Origin of the sequence: Pelomonas sp. BJYL3 (assembly GCF_027257975.1) — a bacterium.
GTDB classification, from domain to species: domain Bacteria; phylum Pseudomonadota; class Gammaproteobacteria; order Burkholderiales; family Burkholderiaceae_C; genus Roseateles_B; species Roseateles_B flavus.
In genome coordinates this window covers 47,758-64,292 of sequence record NZ_JANZKX010000003.1, presented here as the reverse complement: position 1 = coordinate 64,292, position 16,535 = coordinate 47,758, and the positions used below count along the sequence as shown (strand labels likewise).

The 16,535-nt window shown below is 70.1% G+C and carries 14 protein-coding genes; 2 read left to right on the top strand and 12 right to left on the bottom strand.

Features of this window, described 5'->3' with window-relative positions; genetic code table 11:
• Positions 1–132: 132 nt before the first annotated feature.
• The 12 genes from O9Y01_RS09940 to O9Y01_RS09885 all read right to left on the bottom strand — a co-directional run bounded on the left by O9Y01_RS09940 (position 133) and on the right by O9Y01_RS09885 (position 13,406).
• Positions 133–1,443, bottom strand: coding sequence for a M56 family metallopeptidase (locus O9Y01_RS09940; RefSeq protein WP_269631442.1), 1,311 nt, complete (start codon positions 1,441–1,443; stop codon positions 133–135).
• Positions 1,440–2,969: a M56 family metallopeptidase gene (locus O9Y01_RS09935; RefSeq protein ID WP_269631441.1), complete on the bottom strand. Its 1,530-nt coding sequence runs from the start codon at positions 2,967–2,969 to the stop codon at positions 1,440–1,442. Before O9Y01_RS09935 ends, O9Y01_RS09940 begins: the two co-directional genes overlap by 4 nt.
• Positions 2,962–3,327: a BlaI/MecI/CopY family transcriptional regulator gene (locus O9Y01_RS09930; protein ID WP_269631440.1), complete on the bottom strand. Its 366-nt coding sequence runs from the start codon at positions 3,325–3,327 to the stop codon at positions 2,962–2,964. Before O9Y01_RS09930 ends, O9Y01_RS09935 begins: the two co-directional genes overlap by 8 nt.
• Positions 3,328–3,599: 272 nt before the next feature.
• The gene (locus tag O9Y01_RS09925; protein WP_269631439.1) at positions 3,600–3,989 is read right to left on the bottom strand and encodes a TonB family protein; all 390 of its coding nucleotides are present in this window, start codon (positions 3,987–3,989) and stop codon (positions 3,600–3,602) included.
• Positions 3,986–5,536 carry a methyl-accepting chemotaxis protein gene (locus tag O9Y01_RS09920; RefSeq protein ID WP_269631438.1) on the bottom strand — a complete coding sequence of 517 codons (1,551 nt, stop codon included), beginning with the start codon at positions 5,534–5,536 and terminating at the stop codon, positions 3,986–3,988. The genes O9Y01_RS09925 and O9Y01_RS09920 overlap by 4 nt, the downstream gene beginning before the upstream one ends.
• A gap of 202 nt (positions 5,537–5,738) precedes the next feature.
• Positions 5,739–6,371 (bottom strand): L-threonylcarbamoyladenylate synthase, encoded by a 633-nt coding sequence (locus tag O9Y01_RS09915; RefSeq protein ID WP_269631437.1) that lies wholly within the window; start codon positions 6,369–6,371, stop codon positions 5,739–5,741.
• Between the two features lie 68 nt (positions 6,372–6,439).
• Positions 6,440–7,594 carry a M56 family metallopeptidase gene (locus tag O9Y01_RS09910; protein ID WP_269631436.1) on the bottom strand — a complete coding sequence of 385 codons (1,155 nt, stop codon included), beginning with the start codon at positions 7,592–7,594 and terminating at the stop codon, positions 6,440–6,442.
• Positions 7,584–7,955, bottom strand: a complete 372-nt coding sequence (locus O9Y01_RS09905) for a BlaI/MecI/CopY family transcriptional regulator (protein WP_269631435.1) — start codon at positions 7,953–7,955, stop codon at positions 7,584–7,586. Before O9Y01_RS09905 ends, O9Y01_RS09910 begins: the two co-directional genes overlap by 11 nt.
• A gap of 94 nt (positions 7,956–8,049) precedes the next feature.
• Complete coding sequence (locus O9Y01_RS09900) at positions 8,050–8,916, bottom strand: 3',5'-nucleoside bisphosphate phosphatase (protein WP_269632104.1); 867 nt, start codon at positions 8,914–8,916, stop codon at positions 8,050–8,052.
• Between the two features lie 98 nt (positions 8,917–9,014).
• Positions 9,015–10,580, bottom strand: coding sequence for a methyl-accepting chemotaxis protein (locus O9Y01_RS09895; RefSeq protein WP_269631434.1), 1,566 nt, complete (start codon positions 10,578–10,580; stop codon positions 9,015–9,017).
• A 175-nt stretch (positions 10,581–10,755) separates the two neighbouring features.
• Positions 10,756–12,492 (bottom strand): single-stranded-DNA-specific exonuclease RecJ, encoded by a 1,737-nt coding sequence (recJ, locus tag O9Y01_RS09890; RefSeq protein ID WP_269631433.1) that lies wholly within the window; start codon positions 12,490–12,492, stop codon positions 10,756–10,758.
• The gene (locus O9Y01_RS09885) at positions 12,489–13,406 is read right to left on the bottom strand and encodes a hypothetical protein (RefSeq protein ID WP_269631432.1); all 918 of its coding nucleotides are present in this window, start codon (positions 13,404–13,406) and stop codon (positions 12,489–12,491) included. Before O9Y01_RS09885 ends, recJ begins: the two co-directional genes overlap by 4 nt.
• Before the next feature lie 85 nt (positions 13,407–13,491).
• Between O9Y01_RS09885 and O9Y01_RS09880 the strand changes: the two genes are divergently transcribed.
• The gene (locus tag O9Y01_RS09880) at positions 13,492–14,442 is read left to right on the top strand and encodes a UDP-2,3-diacylglucosamine diphosphatase (protein WP_269631431.1); all 951 of its coding nucleotides are present in this window, start codon (positions 13,492–13,494) and stop codon (positions 14,440–14,442) included.
• Between the two features lie 9 nt (positions 14,443–14,451).
• Positions 14,452–16,524, top strand: coding sequence for a polyphosphate kinase 1 (gene ppk1 / locus O9Y01_RS09875; protein WP_269631430.1), 2,073 nt, complete (start codon positions 14,452–14,454; stop codon positions 16,522–16,524).
• Positions 16,525–16,535: the final 11 nt, after the last annotated feature.

Here is a 16,535-nt window from a genome sequence, read left to right as displayed (position 1 = left end):
GAGCCCCTACTCTAGGTGGGGTGGTGGGCCCGCGGCTTGAGGCATCTCAAGACGGACGGTGAATTCTTGGCCTGGATCAAGAAAGGCCGGGCCCTTTTCACGGGGCCGGCCGCGGACTTGTCGCAGTGGGGCCTACAGGACGGCCGTCTTTTGGCCTGTCTCCCGGGCCGGGTCCCGCGCCGGGTCCAGGGGCTGGGCCAGGAGGTCGATGCGCAGGGCGCGGCCCGCCTCGTTGACGTCCACGCGGATGGGCTCCCCGGCCTTGAACTCCAGGCGAGGCTGGGCCACCAGGGTCAGGGGCTGGCCCTGCTCCAGCTTCAGCACCACGTGATAACGGTTGCCTGCCACGGCCTGGGTCGTGATGCCCAGGCGCAGGGGCTGGCCGGGCTGTGCGCCGTCCTCGCTGCGGATTTCGACGGCCGCGGCCTGGCCGTCCTGCACCACCAGGCGGGGGCGGCCCAGCAGGGTCTCGCCCTCATGGATGCTGAGGTGCAGGTCGATGGGCTGTGCAGCGGGCTTGCTGCCCTGGGCCTGGACGCCATAGCCGAGGCCTGCCAGCAGCACGGCACACAGGCCGGCGCCGACGCGGGCCCGCCAGCGGTGGGTCGCGTGCAGGGGATGGGTCTTGAGCATCAGGATTCTCCTTTTGAGTGGATGGCAGTCTTGCCAGGAAGCGGCCAGCGCGGGCCAGGCCGCCTCGGCATCGGGGGCCTGCCCGGCCTTGAGCAGGGCGTGGGCGTAATGCGCCAGGTCCTGGGCGCCGGCCTGCTGCAGCACGAGGGCGTCGCAGGCCAGCTCCTGGTCTTGCGCGAAGCGGCGCAGCGCCCACCAGGCCAGCGGGTTGAACCAGTGCAGGCAGGCCAGCAGCCGGGCCAGCAAGGTCCAGGCGTTGTCGCCGCGGCTTGCATGGGCCGCCTCGTGGGCCAGCACCAGGGCCTGCTCGGCGGGCGTGAAGCGCTGCTCGAAATCAGCCGGCAGGACCAGACGCGGCCGCCACAGGCCGATCAAGGCCGGGCTGCAGCCGGCCTGGCTGCGCCAGGGCTGCTGGCGGCGGTCCAGCTGCTGCAGCACACGTGCGTGGGCCCGCCATTGAAGCAGCAGCAGGGCCAGGATGCCCGCCAGCCAGCCCAGCACCAGCAGTGCCGGCCAGGCCCTGCCCTGCGCGGCGGCCGCGGGCGCCGCGCTCCAGGGCAGCAGTGCGTCCGGGGGCGCCAGGCGCAGCAGGGGCAGGGGCGGCAGGGTCGCCGGCGTGGGCAGCAGAAGCCCCAGCAGGCCCAGGGGCAGGGCGATCCAGGCGGCATGCACCGCCCGGGGACCCGCCGCCCGCATCAGCAAGGGGCGCAGCAACGTGAGCAGCAGCAGCGCGAGGCTCAGAAAGGCGGTGCAGCGCGCCAGGCCCTGCAGGACGGCCGTGGCGTCCAGCCAGTCAGGCAGTGGACTCAAGGCTGCTCCCCGCGGGACAGGCGCCAGGCCTTGTCCTGGGCCTGCAGTGCCGAATGGTTGCGGCTGTGTTCGTCGATGTACTCGGTCATGCGGGCGAGCTGCTGAGGCGACATCTCCTCGATCTGCCGACGGTAAATGGCCTTGAAGCCCTCCGAGCGGGGATCCTCGAGGCGCAGGCTGACCTGGGCCTGCACGACCTCCTGCACGTCCTGCGGCAGGCGGGCCATGAGGCTGGTCTGACCCTTGCCCAGGACAACGGGCTGCAGCTCCGTGAGCGTCTTCCTGCAGTCCTTGTCCAGGATCTCGGTCTGGGGGCGGAACTCGCCGCCGGGCATGCGGTAGAGGTGCATGCCCAGGCACCAGTCCTTCATGGGCGCGACCAGCTGCATCTGAGAGTAGGTGTCTTGCAGGGTGTGGGCAAAGGCAAAGACCAAGTCCTTGTGCTTCCAGCCTTCCTGCCCTTGCTGACTGTCCAGCTGCACGACGAGGCCGATGGGACGCGCGCCCATGGTGGCCGACTCCTTCTCCAGGTACTGCATCATCCGCTCGAAGGCCTCCGGGCCAGAGACCGGCTGCGCGGCCCGGGCCAGCACGGTCAGGCCCAGGCACAGGCCGATGGCGCTGCCGCGGCCCAGCACGCGCTGCCAGGCCGGGCGGCGGTGCAGGCGCAGGCCCTTCACCCGCTCCAGCAGCGGATGGCGGTGTGCCCACCCGGTGCTCAGTACGGGCAGGGCGCGCTGGGGATGGGACTTCAGCAAGGCGTTGACATAGGTCTTCACAAGGGGCTCCTCTCCTGGGTTGTGGGGATGTGCTTGATTGAGTACGGCGGCGTCGCAGGCCACTTCCTGGTCCAGGCGCATGGCACGCAGGGCCCACCAGGCCAGTGGGTTGAACCATTGCAGGACCAGCAGGCCTGCGGCCAGCAGGTTCCAGGCGTTGTCATGGCGGCGTGCATGGACGGCCTCGTGCGCCAGGATCAGCGCCTGTTCACTGGCGCTGAACCGTGTCTCGAAGTCCTGAGGCAGGACGAGGCGGCCATGCCAGAGGCCCATCAGCGCGGGGCTTTCGCCAGCCGGGGCGCGCCAGGCATCGGCCTGGCGCAGCAGGCGGTCATTGAATCGGCGCTGGCGCTGTGCCAGCAGGGCGAGCAGGGCCAGGGCGCCCAGGCCCCAGCCGGCGAGCGCGAGCGCCTGGGGGGCCGGCCGGCCCGGGGCGGCGTCCGGCTGGGGCCGCGCTGCCGGGGTGCTGGATGCAGGCGTCTGCGCAGCGGCCGCCGGAGGCGCCCGCAGCCAGGCGGGCACGGCGCGCTCCAGCGTCTGCACCGGCGAAGGCAAGACCTGACCCTGCAGCAGGCGTGGCAGCGCCGGGCTCAGCATCATCAGGGGCACCAGCAGCCAGGCCAGGTAGACGGCGCCGGCGTCCAGCAGGCGCCGCAGCAGGGGGCGCAGCAGGGCCAGCAGCAGCACGGCGGCGCTGAACAGCAGGGTCTGCGTTGCCAGTAGCTGGATCCAGGGGGTCTCAGTCATTTTCATGCTCCCGGATCAGTTGCTTGAGGGCCTGGATGTCGGCCTCGCTGAGCTTGCGCTCGGACGAGAACTGCGCCACCAGGGGCGCCAGGCTGCCGCCGAAGAGGCGGTCCAGCAGGCCCATGCTCTGGCGCTTGAGCCAGTGCTCGCGCTGCAGCACCGGGCTGTAGAGGTAGCGCCTGCCGTCCTTCTCGGCGCTGATGGCGCCCTTGTTGAGCAGGCGGTTGAGCAGGGTCTTGATGGTGGCCAGCTGCCAGTCCTGGCGGTCCTGCAGGGCGGCGGCAATGTCCTCGGTGCTTTGCGGGGCATGGCCCCACAGCACTTCCATGATCTGGGCTTCGGCGTCGCTGATGTTCATGGTTAGATTACGGTTGTAAACGTTGATATTGTTTACGCGTGTAATCGAATGAGGCAAGGGCCCACTGCTAGGGACTTACCCGAGCCTGGCTCGGGCATGAAAAAACCCGCCGAGCGGCGGGTTTGCGGGGGGAGGCGGCCTGGCGCCTTGGCGCCTGCATGCGCCAAGCCCTGACGCAGGCAGAAGTGGCGGCTCTGGAGGCTTGGCGCTTGCATGCGCCAAGCCCTTCGCCAGGCACAAGACATGCCGCAGGGCATGTCTTGTGTCCTGCCTCAGTCCTCGTTCTTGAAGACGAGCTTGACTTCGTGGGTCTGCTTCTCGCCCGTGCCCTCGAAGCGCCATTCCATCAGCGCATTGGTCACCGCACGGTCGAAGATGCGCTTGGGCTCGGCCTCCAGGATCTCGACGCCGGTCACCTTGCCATCGGCATCGATCAGGATCTTGGCCTTGACGCTGCCGCCATTCACGCCCTTCTGCGTGGCCTCGCGCGGGAACTCCGGCGGCACCTTCTTGACGATCTTGGGGCTGGCGTGCGCTGCAACGCTCAGCAGGGCGGCGCCCACAAAGGCCAGCAGCCAGCGGGAGATGCCTGTCTTGTCGAACATGGGGTTCATGGCCTTGCGCTTCATCTGCATGGTGTTCCCTGGATGGTGGTGGTTCATGTGCCGGTACGGAAGAAGTCTACGGCCTGCAGCAGGCGCGAAGAGCTGTCGGTCAGGGCCTCGGTGGAGCGGGTCAGCTCGCTCACCAGGCTGGCGTTCTGCTGGGTGCTGCGGTCCAGCTCGTTCATGGCCTGGTTGACCACGCCCACGCCGCTGGCCTGCTCCTGGGCCGAGTGCGAGATCTCCTCGATCAGCTGGCCCATGTTGTTGACCTCGTCGACCACACTGCGGATGGTGGCGCCGGCATTGTTGACGTGGCCCGTACCTTGCTCGACGCGCACGGAGGATTCCTGGATCAGGACCTTGATTTCCTTGGCCGCCGCGGCCGCACGCGAGGCGAGGGCGCGGACTTCCGAGGCCACCACCGCAAAGCCCTTGCCGTGCTCGCCGGCACGGGCCGCCTCCACGGCCGCGTTCAGGGCCAGGATGTTGGTCTGGAAGGCGATGCCGTCGATGACGCCGATGATGTCGCCGATCTTCTTGGAGCTGGCGCTGATCTCCTGCATGGTCTCGACGACCTGGGCCACGGCATTGCCACCGGCCGAGGCCGACTGGCGGGCCTTGCCGGCGATGTTGGCAGCCTTGCGGGTCAGCTCGCTGGCGCCGCTGAGGTTGGCGGCGATCTCCTCCACCGAAGCGGCCGTGGTCTGCAGATTGGACGCCGATCGGGCGGTGCGCTCCGAAAGGTTGTTGTTGCCTCCGGCGATGTCCCCGGAGTTCTGCGCCACCTCGCGGGCGGCGGTGCTCACGCTGCTGACCACGCCGCGCAGGGCGCGCTGCATCTCCTGCATGGCGTCCAGCATCTGGCCGAGCTCGTCGCTGCCCATGGTGCGGATGTCGTGCGTCAGGTCGCCCTGGCTGATGGCCTCGGCGGCGCTGCGGGCCTCGTGCACCGGCACGATGATGCTGCGGGTGATCAGCAGGCCGCCCCCGGCACCCAGCACCACCGCGGCGATCACCAGCACCACGGTGACGATGACGGAATTGCGCGCCACCTCGCCGTCGGCGATGGCGAGGTCCTTGGCCGACTCGAACTGCAGGTCCACCAGCTGCTTGAGCCCGTCCTGGTAGGCCTGCTGGGCGGGGCGGACGTCAGTGATCAGGCTCTCGCGGGCTTCGTCGGGGCTGCCGTCGGCCTGGACCTTGAGGAACTTGGCGACCGAGGCGAAGAACTTGGCCTGGCGTTCCTTGACGCTGTTGAGGACCTCGGTCTCCTTGGGGGTGTCGATCTGCTGCTGCAGGGCGCCCAGCTGCTTGTCGATCTCCTGCAGGGCGCCGTCGATGGCCGCCTTCTGCTTCTTGATCTGGCGGGCCTCGTCCAGCAGCAGCAGGTCGCGCGAGGCGCGGGCAATGACGTTGACGTTGCCCTCCAGCGCATTGGCTGCCGCGATCTTGACCAGGCTCTGGTTGGCCGTGCGATCCAGATCCTTGGCCAGGCGGTTGGCGCTGTTGGCGCCATAGGCACCGATGACCACCAGCAGCACGATCAGCAGGCCATAGCTGAGAGAGAGGCGCTGGCTGATGCGCAGGCTTGTCAGAAAGCTCATGTTCTTGTCCTCGCAGTTGGCGCCCTGGAGGCGCAGGTTCAGGCTTCCAGGACGGGCGCGGGATGCTGGCGGGACCGGTGCCGCATCAAGCCGTGCCTGTTTCCGATTGTGTCGGCAGCACTCGCTCTTTTGGGTGGGTCAAATGCGCCTGATTTGATGCGCATTTCGCGGTCCGGGGGCAAATATGCGGCGTGTCGGGCGCCTACTCGAGCTGCAAACCGAGGCTCTCCGGGTTACCCCTGCCCTGTCGGATGAGCACGGGTTCGTCGCCGCTGAGGTCGATCACGGTGGTGGGCTGCATGGGGCAGGCGCCGGCGTCGATGATGGCCTGCAGCTGGCGGTCGAAGCGCTCGCTGATCTCGTGGGCGTCATTGAGGGGCTGCTCCTCGCCGGGCGGGATCAGGGTGGTGGCCAGCAGGGGCTGGCCCAGCAGCTCCAGCAGGTCCAGCGTGACGCGATGGTCCGGCACGCGCAGGCCAATGGTGCGGCGTGACGGGTGCGAGACCCGGCGCGGTACTTCCTTGGTGGCCTCGAGGATGAAGGTGAAGGGGCCCGGCGTGGCGGTCTTCAGCAGGCGGTACTGCCTGTTGTCCACCTTCGCGTAGGTGGACAGCTCGCTCAGGTCCCGGCACAGCAGGGTGAGGTGGTGCTTCTCGTCGACCCCGCGCACGCGGCGCAGGGCGTCCGCGGCGGCCTTGTCGTCGAGGTGGCAGACCAGGGCATAGCTGGAGTCGGTGGGGATGGCGACCACGCCGCCGGCATGCAGGATCTGCACGGCCTGGCGCAGGAAGCGGGGTTGCGGGTTGTCCGGGTGGACTTCAAAGAATTGGGCCATGGGGGCATTGTGTGCCTCCCATGGCCCGGGGGTGTGGCGTGGACGCCGCGGGAGGGCTGTGCGAAGGGTCAGTCGTAGCGGAACACGAAGTGCTGCTCCACCTCCAGGCCGCCCTGGGGCGACGTGCAGCCATAGCGGCTGATGGCCTCGCGCACCGTCTCGCGCAGCTGGGGCTCGCCGACCACGCGGATATTGGACGTCTCGCCCTTGGCATTGATCTCGAAGCGTGCGGTCAGCGAGTACTCGCCCTTGAGGTTCAAGTCAGGGACAACGGGCCGTTCCATCTGCGGGCAGGCCTGGGCCGCCGTCAGAGGGGGCTGGGTGGGCCCGGCCCGCAGGGCCTGGACGCCCGCCGTGGCGAGCAGGGCGGCCGCGCACAGGCCCAGGCGGCCAAAGCGACGGCGCCACAGGGGCAGGGTGGAATCGGACTTCAGCATGGCGATCCTCTCTTTCAGGGGGTGGCTGTGCTGCCAGGCCGAGGCAGCGATCGGTACTGCGGGAACGGTGAACTGGGGATCGGTCTTCAGCAGGGCCTGGGCATAGCGCCTCCACTGGCCGGGCTGCTGGCGCAGCAGGGCGGCGTCGCAGGCGAGTTCCTGGTCCTGCCGCAGGGCGGGCAGGGCCCACCACAGCAGCGGGTTGAACCAGGCCAGGGTCTGGAGCAGGGCGGCCAGCAGGCGGACGGCGTTGTCGTGCCGGCGGGCATGCATGGCCTCATGGGCCAGGACCCAGGCGCGCTCCTCGGGTGTGAAGCGATCCTCGAAATCCAGGGGGAGCAGCAGCCGGGGCCGCCACACGCCCACCAGTCCTGGCGAGCTGCCGCGCGGGGTGCGCAGGCAGGCCTGCGGGTCCTGGGGCAGGGCGTGCATGAAGCGCCAGTGCTGCAGCCCGTGCCAAGCCGCGACCAGCACGGCGCCCAGCGCCCACAGCAGCGGGCCGGCCCGCGCAGGCAGGGCGGTCGCCTGCGCGCTGGCCGCGAGTGAATCCCGGGCCGCCTGCCAGAGCACGGGCGCCAGCTGCAGGCGGGGCAGGCCGGTCTCCGGCAGGGCGGCGCAGGCCATGCACAGCAGCGGCAGCAGCCACAGCGCATAGGCCTCCCGGGGCCCCGCGATCCGGCGCAGAGGCCGGCGCAGCACGGCCACGGCCAGCAGGCCCAGGCTCAGGCCCAGATGGGCCTGCCAGAGACCGTGCAGCAGGGCATCGACTCCGGGCTCAGTGCTCATCGTCGTGCTCCTTCAGCAACTGGCGCAGGGCCTCGGCATCCTCGGCGCTGAGCCTGCGCTGGGCCGAGAAGTGCGCGACGAGCGGCGAGAGCCGGCCGCCGAAGACGCGGTCCAGCAGGCCCATCGATTCCGAGCCTTCCCACTGCGCCCGGTCGATCAGCGGCTCGTAGAGGTAGCGCCGGCCCTCGCGCTCGGCCTTCACGGCGCCCTTGTTGAGCAGCCGGTTCAGCAGGGTCTTGACGGTGCCCAGCTGCCAGCCGCCCTCGGCGGGCAGGGCGGCGAGGATGTCCTCGGCACTGAGCGGGTGCTGGCCCCAGAGGGCCTGCATGATCTGGGATTCGGCGTCTGAGATGGTGCTCATGATTCGACAACAGTTGTTGACGAATTGATTGTCAACACGTGTTGTCGAAGTGCCTAGATCAGGCAAACCCTAGGATGGCCGGGGTCGCAAAGCCTCAGTGGGAGGGGGCGATGATGCGCGGCTGCAGCGCTTCCCAGACCGGCTTCAGGCGGCCCGAGAGGGCGGCCAGCTTGCCGAGGTCGGTGTGGCTTTCGTCCGGGCTGTGGAAGTCCGAGCCGCGCGAGGCCAGCAGGTCGAATTCCAGGGCGGTCTCGGTGTACTTGGCCGCCTCGGCCGCGGTGTGGCTGCCCGTCACCACCTCGATGCCACGGCCGCCGTGAGCCATGAACTCGGTGATCAGCGCGTATTCCTCGGTGGGCGTGAAGTCGTAGCGCCCGGGATGGGCGATCACGGCCTCGCCGCCGGCCTGGGTGACCCAGCGCACGGCATCGCTCAGGCGGGCCCAGCGGTGGGGCACGAAACCGGGCTTGCCTTCGGTGAGGAATCGGCGGAAGACCTCGGGCACGTCCTGGCAATGGCCGGCGTCCACGAGGAAGCGGGCGAAGTGGGTGCGGGAGATCAGCTCGGGGTTGCCCACGTACTTCAGCGCGCCCTCATACGCGCCCTTGATGCCCACCTGGGCCAGGCCCTCGGCCATGTCGCGGGCGCGCTCGCCGCGGCCGCCGCGGGTCTCGCGCAGGCCCTGCACCAGCGCCTCGTCCTCGTGGTCGAAGCCTAGGCCGACGATGTGCACCACGCGGCCGGCAAAGGTCACGGAGATCTCGCAGCCGGTCAGGTAGTGCAGGCCCAGGCGGCCCGCGGCCTCGATGGCGCGGGCCTGGCCGCCGACCTCGTCATGGTCGGTCAGGGCCCACAGCTCGACGCCGTTGGCCTGCGCGCGCGCGGCCAGGGCCTCGGGCTCCAGTGTGCCGTCGGACACCTTGGAGTGGCAGTGGAGGTCGGCGTTGCTGAGGGCATGGATGGTGTTCACGCGCCCATTTTAGAGGGCCCACCCTGGAGGCCCGCTGCGCTGCAGCAAAGCCCCTGCGGGTCGCACAGCAGGCGCCCCGTTCGCCGCGATCAGGCGCGCCGCGGGCTCACGCGGAAGCTGCTGATGGCGGCCGTCAAGCCGACGGCCTGGTCGCGCAGGCTGCTGGCCGCGGCGGCGCCCTGCTCGACCAGGGCGGCGTTCTGCTGCGTCATCTGATCCAGGTTGGTGATGGCCTGGCCGACCTCACCGATGCTGGTGCTCTGCTCCAGCGTGGAGGCGCTGATCTCGCCCATGATGTCGGTGACGCGCTGCACGGAGCTGACGATCTCCTGCATGGTGCTGCCGGCCTCCTGGACCAGGCTGGCGCCGGCCTCGATGCGGTCCATGGAGCCGGTGATCAGGCTCTTGATCTCCTTCGCGGCCTCGGCGCTGCGCTGGGCCAGCGAACGCACCTCGCCGGCCACCACCGCAAAGCCGCGGCCCTGCTCGCCGGCCCGCGCGGCTTCCACCGCGGCGTTCAGCGCCAGGATGTTGGTCTGGAAGGCGATGCCGTCGATGACGCCGATGATGTCGCCGATCTTGCGCGAGCTGGTGCTGATCTCGCCCATGGTGTGCACGACCTGCTGCACCACATCGCCCCCGCGCTGGGCCACGCTGGAGGCGCTGCTGGCCAGCTGGTTGGCCTGGCGGGCGGAGTCGGCGTTGTGGCGCACGGTCTCGGTCAGCTGCTCCATGGAGGAGGCGGTCTCCTCCAGGCTGGCTGCGGCCTGCTCGGTGCGGGCCGACAGATCCTGGTTGCCCGTGGCCACCTCGGACGCCGCCACCTGGATGGACTCCGAACCCTCGCGCACCTTCAGCACGATGCCGCGCAGGCCCTCCTGCATGTGGACCAGGCTGGTGGACAACGCGGTCAGCTCGTCCTTACCCTCGATGTGCAGGTGCTCGTCGAGGTTGCCGTTCTCCACCGCCGAGGCGAAGGCCATGCCCTGCTGGATGGGCAGCAGCAGCGAATGGGCGATGCGCCAGCCGATGAAGGCCGCCAGGCCCATGCCCGCCAGCAGGGCCACCACGATCACGGTGGTGATGGTGGCGTAGACGCCGGCGATCTTGTCGTGGGCCATCTCGACGAAGCGGTCCACCGTGGTCAGCGCCTGCTCCAGACCCTGCTCGGCGAGGTCGATGGACTTCTTGGCCTCGCGCGGGGCGTCCCAGGCGGCCTTGAGGTCCCCCTCCATGCCGCCCTTGGCGAGCTGGGCCATGACCGACTGCATGCCACTGCGGTAGGCGTCGAAGTTGTTGCGGATGAGGGTCAGGCCTTCACGCACCTTGGGGTCCTTGACCCGCAGCTCCAGGTCCTTGAGGCCTTTGTCCGCGGACTTCATGGCCTCCTCCCAGCGCTCCTGTGCCCGCTTGAAGTCGGCCACGCCGATGGCGGCGAAGATCATGTCCTTCTCGTAGCGGCGTGCCGTGAGCATGCCCGAGCGCAGGTCGTCCACGCTGCGCAGCGAGGCCACGACCGAGGTATTGAAGGTCTCGAAGGCGCCGAACATCGCGCGGGTGGCCAGCCAGCCGCCCCCGCCCAGCACCAGCATCAGCAGCACCATCAGGCTGAAGGCCAGGCCCAGTCGGGCTTTGATGGACAGTTGTCGCAGCATGGCGGCGTCTCCTTTTCTTGTGGCTTGTGGCGTCAGGGCTGCGCCCCACGGAGAAAGCCTCCGGCCGGACCGGGCGCAGCCTGCAAGCATGCGCTTCGCCGCAGTCCCCCAGCAAGCAGAAATGCAGGGCAGCCGTGGCGCTCTTCACGCGAGCGGGCTGCGCGTGCTCAGGCACTCAGACGATGGCTTCCACCACCATCTGCACCCGCTGCTGCCCCTGGTATTCGTCCAGGCTCAGGCGGTAGGCCATGCGGGCCTGCTCGGGGACCGGGTCGGTGTGGCCGAACCAGATGGCGTCGCGCAGCAGGCCGCCCTGGCGCACCCGCAGCTTGAGATGGCGCTCTCCCACGATGCGCTGGGCCACGATCTGGACCTCGTCGCAGAACAGCGGGGCCTCGAAGGCCTGGCCCCAGACCTGGGACTCCAGCTCCTGCACGGTCTGGGCGTTGAAGGCCTCGGCGGGCAGGGGGCCGTCGGTGCGCAGCGTGCGCTGCAGCGAGGCCTCGTCCAGCCATTCGGCGGCGACCTGGGTGAAGGCCTGGCGGAAGGTCTCCACCCCGCCTTCGGCCAGGGTGCAGCCGGCCGCCATGGCGTGGCCGCCGAACTTCTTCAGCAGCTCGGGGTGGCGCTTGGAGACCAGGTCCAGCGCGTCCCGCAGATGAAAGCCGGTGATGGAACGCCCCGAGCCCTTGAGCTGCCCATCGGCACCGCGGGCCAGCACGAAGGTGGGGCGGTGGGCGGCGTCCTTGATGCGCGAGGCCACGATGCCCACCACGCCTTCGTGGAAGTCCTCGTCGAAGATTACCAGCGCAGGCGGCGTCTGCTGCTCCAGGCGGGTCTGCAGGCGGGCCAGCTGGGCCTCGGCCTGCTCGCGCATGCCGGCTTCGATCTCGCGACGCTCGCGGTTGATGGTGTCCAGCAGGCGGGCCAGCTCCAGCGCGCGGGCCGGGTCCTCGCAGAGCAGGCATTCGATGCCCACGGTCATGTCGGACAGCCGCCCCGCCGCATTGATGCGCGGGCCCAGCGCGAAGCCCAGGTCGAAGGTGTTGGCGCGGGCGGCGTCACGGCCCGCGGCGGTGAAGAGGGCGGCCACGCCCGGCTGCATGCGGCCCGCGCGCATGCGGCGCAGGCCCTGCGCGACCAGGCGGCGGTTGTTGGCGTCCAGCCGCACCACGTCGGCCACGGTGCCCAGCGCCACGAGGTCCAGCAGCCCGTCCAGGCGCGGCTGCTCGCGGCCCTCGAAGGCGCCGCGGCGGCGCAGCTCGCCCCGCACCGCCAGCAGCACGTAGAAGGCCACGCCCACGCCGGCCAGGTTCTTGCTCTCGAAGGCGCAGCCTGGCTGGCTGGGGTTGACCAGGGCATCGGCCGCGGGCAGCTGCACCACCTCGTCCACCAGGGCGGGCAGATGGTGGTCGGTCACCAGCACCTTCAGCCCCAGGGACTTGGCGTGCGCCACGCCGGCCAGGCTGGCGATGCCGTTGTCCACGGTCATCAGCAGCTGCGGCTGCAGCGGCAGGGCGAGGTCCACGATGGCCGGCGTCAGGCCGTAGCCGTGGATGGCGCGGTCGGGGACGACATAGTGCAGGGTGTCAGGTCTTGCCCCCAGCAGGCCCAGGCCGCGCAAGGCAACGGCGCAGGCGGTGGCGCCGTCGCAGTCGTAGTCGGCGACCAGGCAGATGCGCTCGCCTTGCTGGATGGCATCGGCCAGCAGGGCGGCCGCCGCGGCGATGCCCTTGAGGCCCTCGGGCGGCAGCAGCTTGTCCAGGCCGGCGTCGAGCTCGTCGGCGCTGCGCACGCCGCGGGCGGCGAAGAGCCGGGCCAGCAGCGGGGAGACGCCGGCCTGCTCCAGCGCCCAGGCGGCACGCGGAGGGGCGTCGCGGGTCAGCAGGGTGGGGCTGAGGGAAGGATTCACAGGCTCTCCAGGAGGCGGGCGGCCTGCCCGCGGGTCGGGCGCAGCTGCTGCCACAGGCGCTGCGTCCAGGAGCGCGGCTGCGGGCGAAGGGTCAGGGCTTGCCGCTCGCCGGCCAGGCTCAGCGTGGCGGTGCCGGCGGCGAGGGCGGGCAGCAGCGGGGCGATGCGCCGGGCGTCCAGCAGGCGCCACGCCTCGGCCCAGGCCGTCCAGTCGCCGGCGATCCAGGCGGTGCGCAGCTGCTCGTCGAGCTCGATGTCCGCGGGCAGCGCATGGCCCGCCGCGCTGCCGCAGCCCCAGATCCACACGCTGTTGATGGGGCGCAGGCCCGCCTGTTCGCGGGCGGTGTTCAGGGGATGGCCGTGCAGGGTCATCTGCGCCTCCATCTGCAGGCGCAGCAGCTGGCGCGGCTCGGGCAGCCAGGCATCGACATTGCGATGGATGACGCGGTCCAGGCTGGCGGTCTCCTGTCCTGCCAGGGCCTCATGGGCCACGAACCACTCGCCCGGCGCCACGTGCAGGCGGGTCCAGCCTTTCTCGTCCGGGAACAGCGGGGCCAGGGCCTCGAAGAAGGCCAGGGAGGCGGCCGTATCGAGGCCCAGCTGGGCGGGGTCCAGGGCCGTGACCTGGTCACTGCCCACATCGCAGTGCAGGGGCGTGAGGCGGGCCCAGACCTGCGAACCGGCCGACGCGCCCAGGAACCAGGCGGCCAGGGGCGGCGGGCTCTCGTCAGGCAGGCCGGCGAGCGCGGCGAGCAGGCGCTCCTGGGGCAGGGCGGGGCTGTATTCGTCGCCGCCGAAGCGGGGGGCGGCGCCCAGGTCGGCCAGGGCACGGTCCAGGGCCGGCAGCTGCAGGTCGGCCAGGACGGCTCGGGCCTGCGGGTCCATGGCGCTGGCATAGGGAATCACGAGATGCATGGGGCGGATTATCCGGTGCGGCCTGTCATCGCCCGGCCATGGTCCGGACATCAGGCGGACATCGCACGGCGGCAAGCTGCGCGGCATGCAGCACGACACCCTCCTGGCGCGCGCCGCCACCCTGGTCCCCGGCCTTCGCGGCGTTCCCGGCGCCGACGGCGAGGCGCCGGCCGAGGCTGGCGAGGGTCTGCCGCGGCTGCGGGTGCGCACGGTCTGGATCTCGGACCTGCACCTGGGCACGCCCGGCTGCCAGGCCCGCCACCTGCTGGACTTCCTGCGCACCGTGGAGTGCGAGCAGCTCTTCCTGGTGGGCGACATCATCGACGGCTGGCAGCTGCGGCGCAGCTGGTACTGGCCGCAGGCCCACAACGACGTGGTGCAGAAGCTGCTGCGCAAGGCGCGCAAGGGCTGCCGGGTGATCTTCATCCCCGGCAACCACGACGAGTTCGCCCGCAAGTACCTGCAGCACAGCTTCGGCGGCATCGAGGTGGCCGAGGACTGGATCCACGAGACCGCGGATGGCCGCAAGCTCTGGATCACCCACGGCGACCTCTTCGACGGCGTCATCCAGTGCGCGAAGTGGCTGGCGCACGTGGGGGATTCGCTCTACGAGTTCACCCTGCGTCTCAACCGCCACCTCAACAGCCTGCGGGCGCGGATGGGGCTGCCTTACTGGAGCCTGTCCCGCTACCTGAAGCTCAAGGTCAAGCGGGCGGTGAGCTATGTCTCGCAGTTCGAGGAGGCCGTGGCGCGCGAGGCGCGGCGCCGCGGCGTGCAGGGCGTGGTCTGCGGCCACATCCACCATGCGGAGCTGCGCACCATCGACGGCGTGCTCTATGCCAACGACGGCGACTGGGTCGAGAGCCTCACCGCCCTCGTCGAGCATGCCGACGGCCGCCTGGAGATCCTGGACTGGACGAGCTTCAGCCAGAACGCCGGCCAGGGCGGTGGCCTGGCGTCCGCTGCGCGCACGGCAGAATCGGCAGCGGCCGCATGTGCCGAACAGCGTCATGCGCCTGTCACGATGCCTTCATAAAGTGAGGACATGACCCTGATGCCTCCCGCCCTGCTCAATCGCGAACAAGCCATCCTGGAATTCAATGCCCGCGTGCTGGCCCAGGCTCAGCGCGAGGACGTCCCGCTGCTGGAGCGGCTGCGGTATGTGTGCATCGTGTCGTCCAACCTGGACGAGTTCTTCGAGGTGCGCTTCGCCGACATGCTGGACGCCGCCCGTGAGCCGGGCAGCGCGGTGAGCAACCGCGACATCGAGCGCGTGGCCGGCGAGGCCCACGCGCTGATCGACCGCCAGTACGACGTGTTCAACGAGCAGATCATGCCCAGGCTGCTGGAGCAGGGCATCGTGATCCACAACCACGCCGATCGCGACGAGGCGCAGCGCCACTGGGTCTCCCGCTTCTTCGAGCGCGAGGTCAAGCCCCTGCTGGTGCCGGTGGGCCTGGACCCGGCCCATCCCTTCCCGCAGGTGGCCAACAAGTCCCTGCATTTCGTGGTGAGGCTCTCGGGCAAGGATGCCTTCGGGCGCGACAACCGCATCGCCATCGTCAAGGTGCCGCGCGTGCTGCCGCGGGTGATCAAGCTGCCGGCGCAGATCAGCGGCGGGCGGCAGGTCTTCGTGCTGCTGACCAGCGTGATCCGCGCCCACCTCGAGGAGCTGTTCCCGGGGCGGCAGGTGGAGTCCTTCTCGCAGTTCCGCGTGACCCGCGATTCGGACCTGGAGGTAGACGAGGAAGAGGTGGCCAATCTGCGCCACGCCCTGCGCTCGGGCCTCACCACGCGCCACTTCGGCCGCGCCGTGCGCCTGGAGGTGGTCAACTCCTGCCCCGAGGAGCTGTCGCGCTTTCTGCTGGAGCAGTTCCAGCTGCCGCACGCGGCCCTGTACCGCGTCAACGGGCCGGTGAACCTGGTGCGGCTCAACGAGCTGATCGACCTGACCGACGCGCCCGAGCTGCGCTTCCCGCCGCACGAGCCCCTGTGGCCCCAGGCCAGCCTGCCGCGCCAGAAGCGCTGCTTCGAGCGCCTGCGCAAGGGTGACGTGCTGCTGCACCATCCCTTCGAGAGCTTCGAGCCCGTGGTGCAGTTCCTGCGCGAGGCCGTCGAGGACCCGGACGTGCTGGCCATCAAGCAGACCATCTACCGCACGGGCAGCCAGTCCGTGCTGATGGACCTGCTGATCGAGGCCGCGCGCCGCGGCAAGGAAGTGATGGCGGTGGTGGAGCTCAAGGCCCGCTTCGACGAGGAGGCCAACATCAACTGGGCCGAGCGCCTGGAGGCCGTCGGCGCGCAGGTGGTCTACGGCATCGTCGGCCTGAAGACCCACGCCAAGATGCTGCTGGTGACGCGGCGCGAGGGCAAGCCCGGCGGCAAGCACGTGCTGCGCCGCTACGCCCACCTCTCCACCGGCAACTACAACCCCAAGACGGCGCGGCTCTACACCGACATCGGCTGCCTCACGGCGGATCCGGATCTCACCGCCGACATCGACAACGTCTTCCGCCAGCTGGCCTCGCTGGGCAAGGCCAGGCCCGCGAAGCGCCTGCTGCTGGCGCCCTTCCACATGCACGAGCGCATGGTCGAGTGCCTGGCGAGGGTGGAGCAGTCAGCCCGCGAGGGGAAGGTGGCGCGCGTGGTGCTCAAGGTCAACGCGTTGACCGACGCCGAGCTGATCCACGCCCTGCTGCGCTGCGGGCAGGCCGGTGCCGAGATCGACCTCATCGTGCGCGGCGCCTGCATGCTGCCGCCGCAGCTGCCGGGCATCTCGGACCGCATCCGTGTGCGCTCCGTGGTGGGCCGCTTCCTGGAGCATTCGCGCGTCAGCTACTTCCGCTGGGGCGAGGGTGAGGAGGACGAAGCCCTGTACCTCTCCAGCGCCGACTGGATGAGCCGCAATATGTTCCGCCGCATCGAGGTGGCCTGGCCGGTGCTGGACCCCAAGCTGCGCCAGCGCCTCATTGACGAGACCCTGCAGCCCTATCTGCACGACAGTCTCGATGCCTGGGAGCAGCTGCCGGATGGGCACTACCGCCGCATCGAAGGCGAGGGTGAGGGCCGCGGGCTCAGCGCCCAGCAGGCCCTGATGCGGCGCTACGCCGTCGAGTGAAGCCGGGCCGC

What these genes read in the sequence shown, in the direction of transcription:
- O9Y01_RS09930 (WP_269631440.1), bottom strand. Translation starts at nt 3,327, where the DNA reads ATGAACATCAGCGACGCCGAAGCCCAGATCATGGAAGTGCTGTGGGGC.
- O9Y01_RS09895 (WP_269631434.1), bottom strand. Translation starts at nt 10,580, where the DNA reads ATGCTGCGACAACTGTCCATCAAAGCCCGACTGGGCCTGGCCTTCAGC.
- O9Y01_RS09915 (WP_269631437.1), bottom strand. Translation starts at nt 6,371, where the DNA reads ATGGCCCAATTCTTTGAAGTCCACCCGGACAACCCGCAACCCCGCTTC.
- O9Y01_RS09935 (WP_269631441.1), bottom strand. Translation starts at nt 2,969, where the DNA reads ATGACTGAGACCCCCTGGATCCAGCTACTGGCAACGCAGACCCTGCTG.
- O9Y01_RS09925 (WP_269631439.1), bottom strand. Translation starts at nt 3,989, where the DNA reads ATGAACCACCACCATCCAGGGAACACCATGCAGATGAAGCGCAAGGCC.
- O9Y01_RS09920 (WP_269631438.1), bottom strand. Translation starts at nt 5,536, where the DNA reads ATGAGCTTTCTGACAAGCCTGCGCATCAGCCAGCGCCTCTCTCTCAGC.
- ppk1 (WP_269631430.1), top strand. Translation starts at nt 14,452, where the DNA reads ATGACCCTGATGCCTCCCGCCCTGCTCAATCGCGAACAAGCCATCCTG.
- O9Y01_RS09905 (WP_269631435.1), bottom strand. Translation starts at nt 7,955, where the DNA reads ATGAGCACCATCTCAGACGCCGAATCCCAGATCATGCAGGCCCTCTGG.
- O9Y01_RS09885 (WP_269631432.1), bottom strand. Translation starts at nt 13,406, where the DNA reads ATGCATCTCGTGATTCCCTATGCCAGCGCCATGGACCCGCAGGCCCGA.
- O9Y01_RS09910 (WP_269631436.1), bottom strand. Translation starts at nt 7,594, where the DNA reads ATGAGCACTGAGCCCGGAGTCGATGCCCTGCTGCACGGTCTCTGGCAG.
- O9Y01_RS09880 (WP_269631431.1), top strand. Translation starts at nt 13,492, where the DNA reads ATGCAGCACGACACCCTCCTGGCGCGCGCCGCCACCCTGGTCCCCGGC.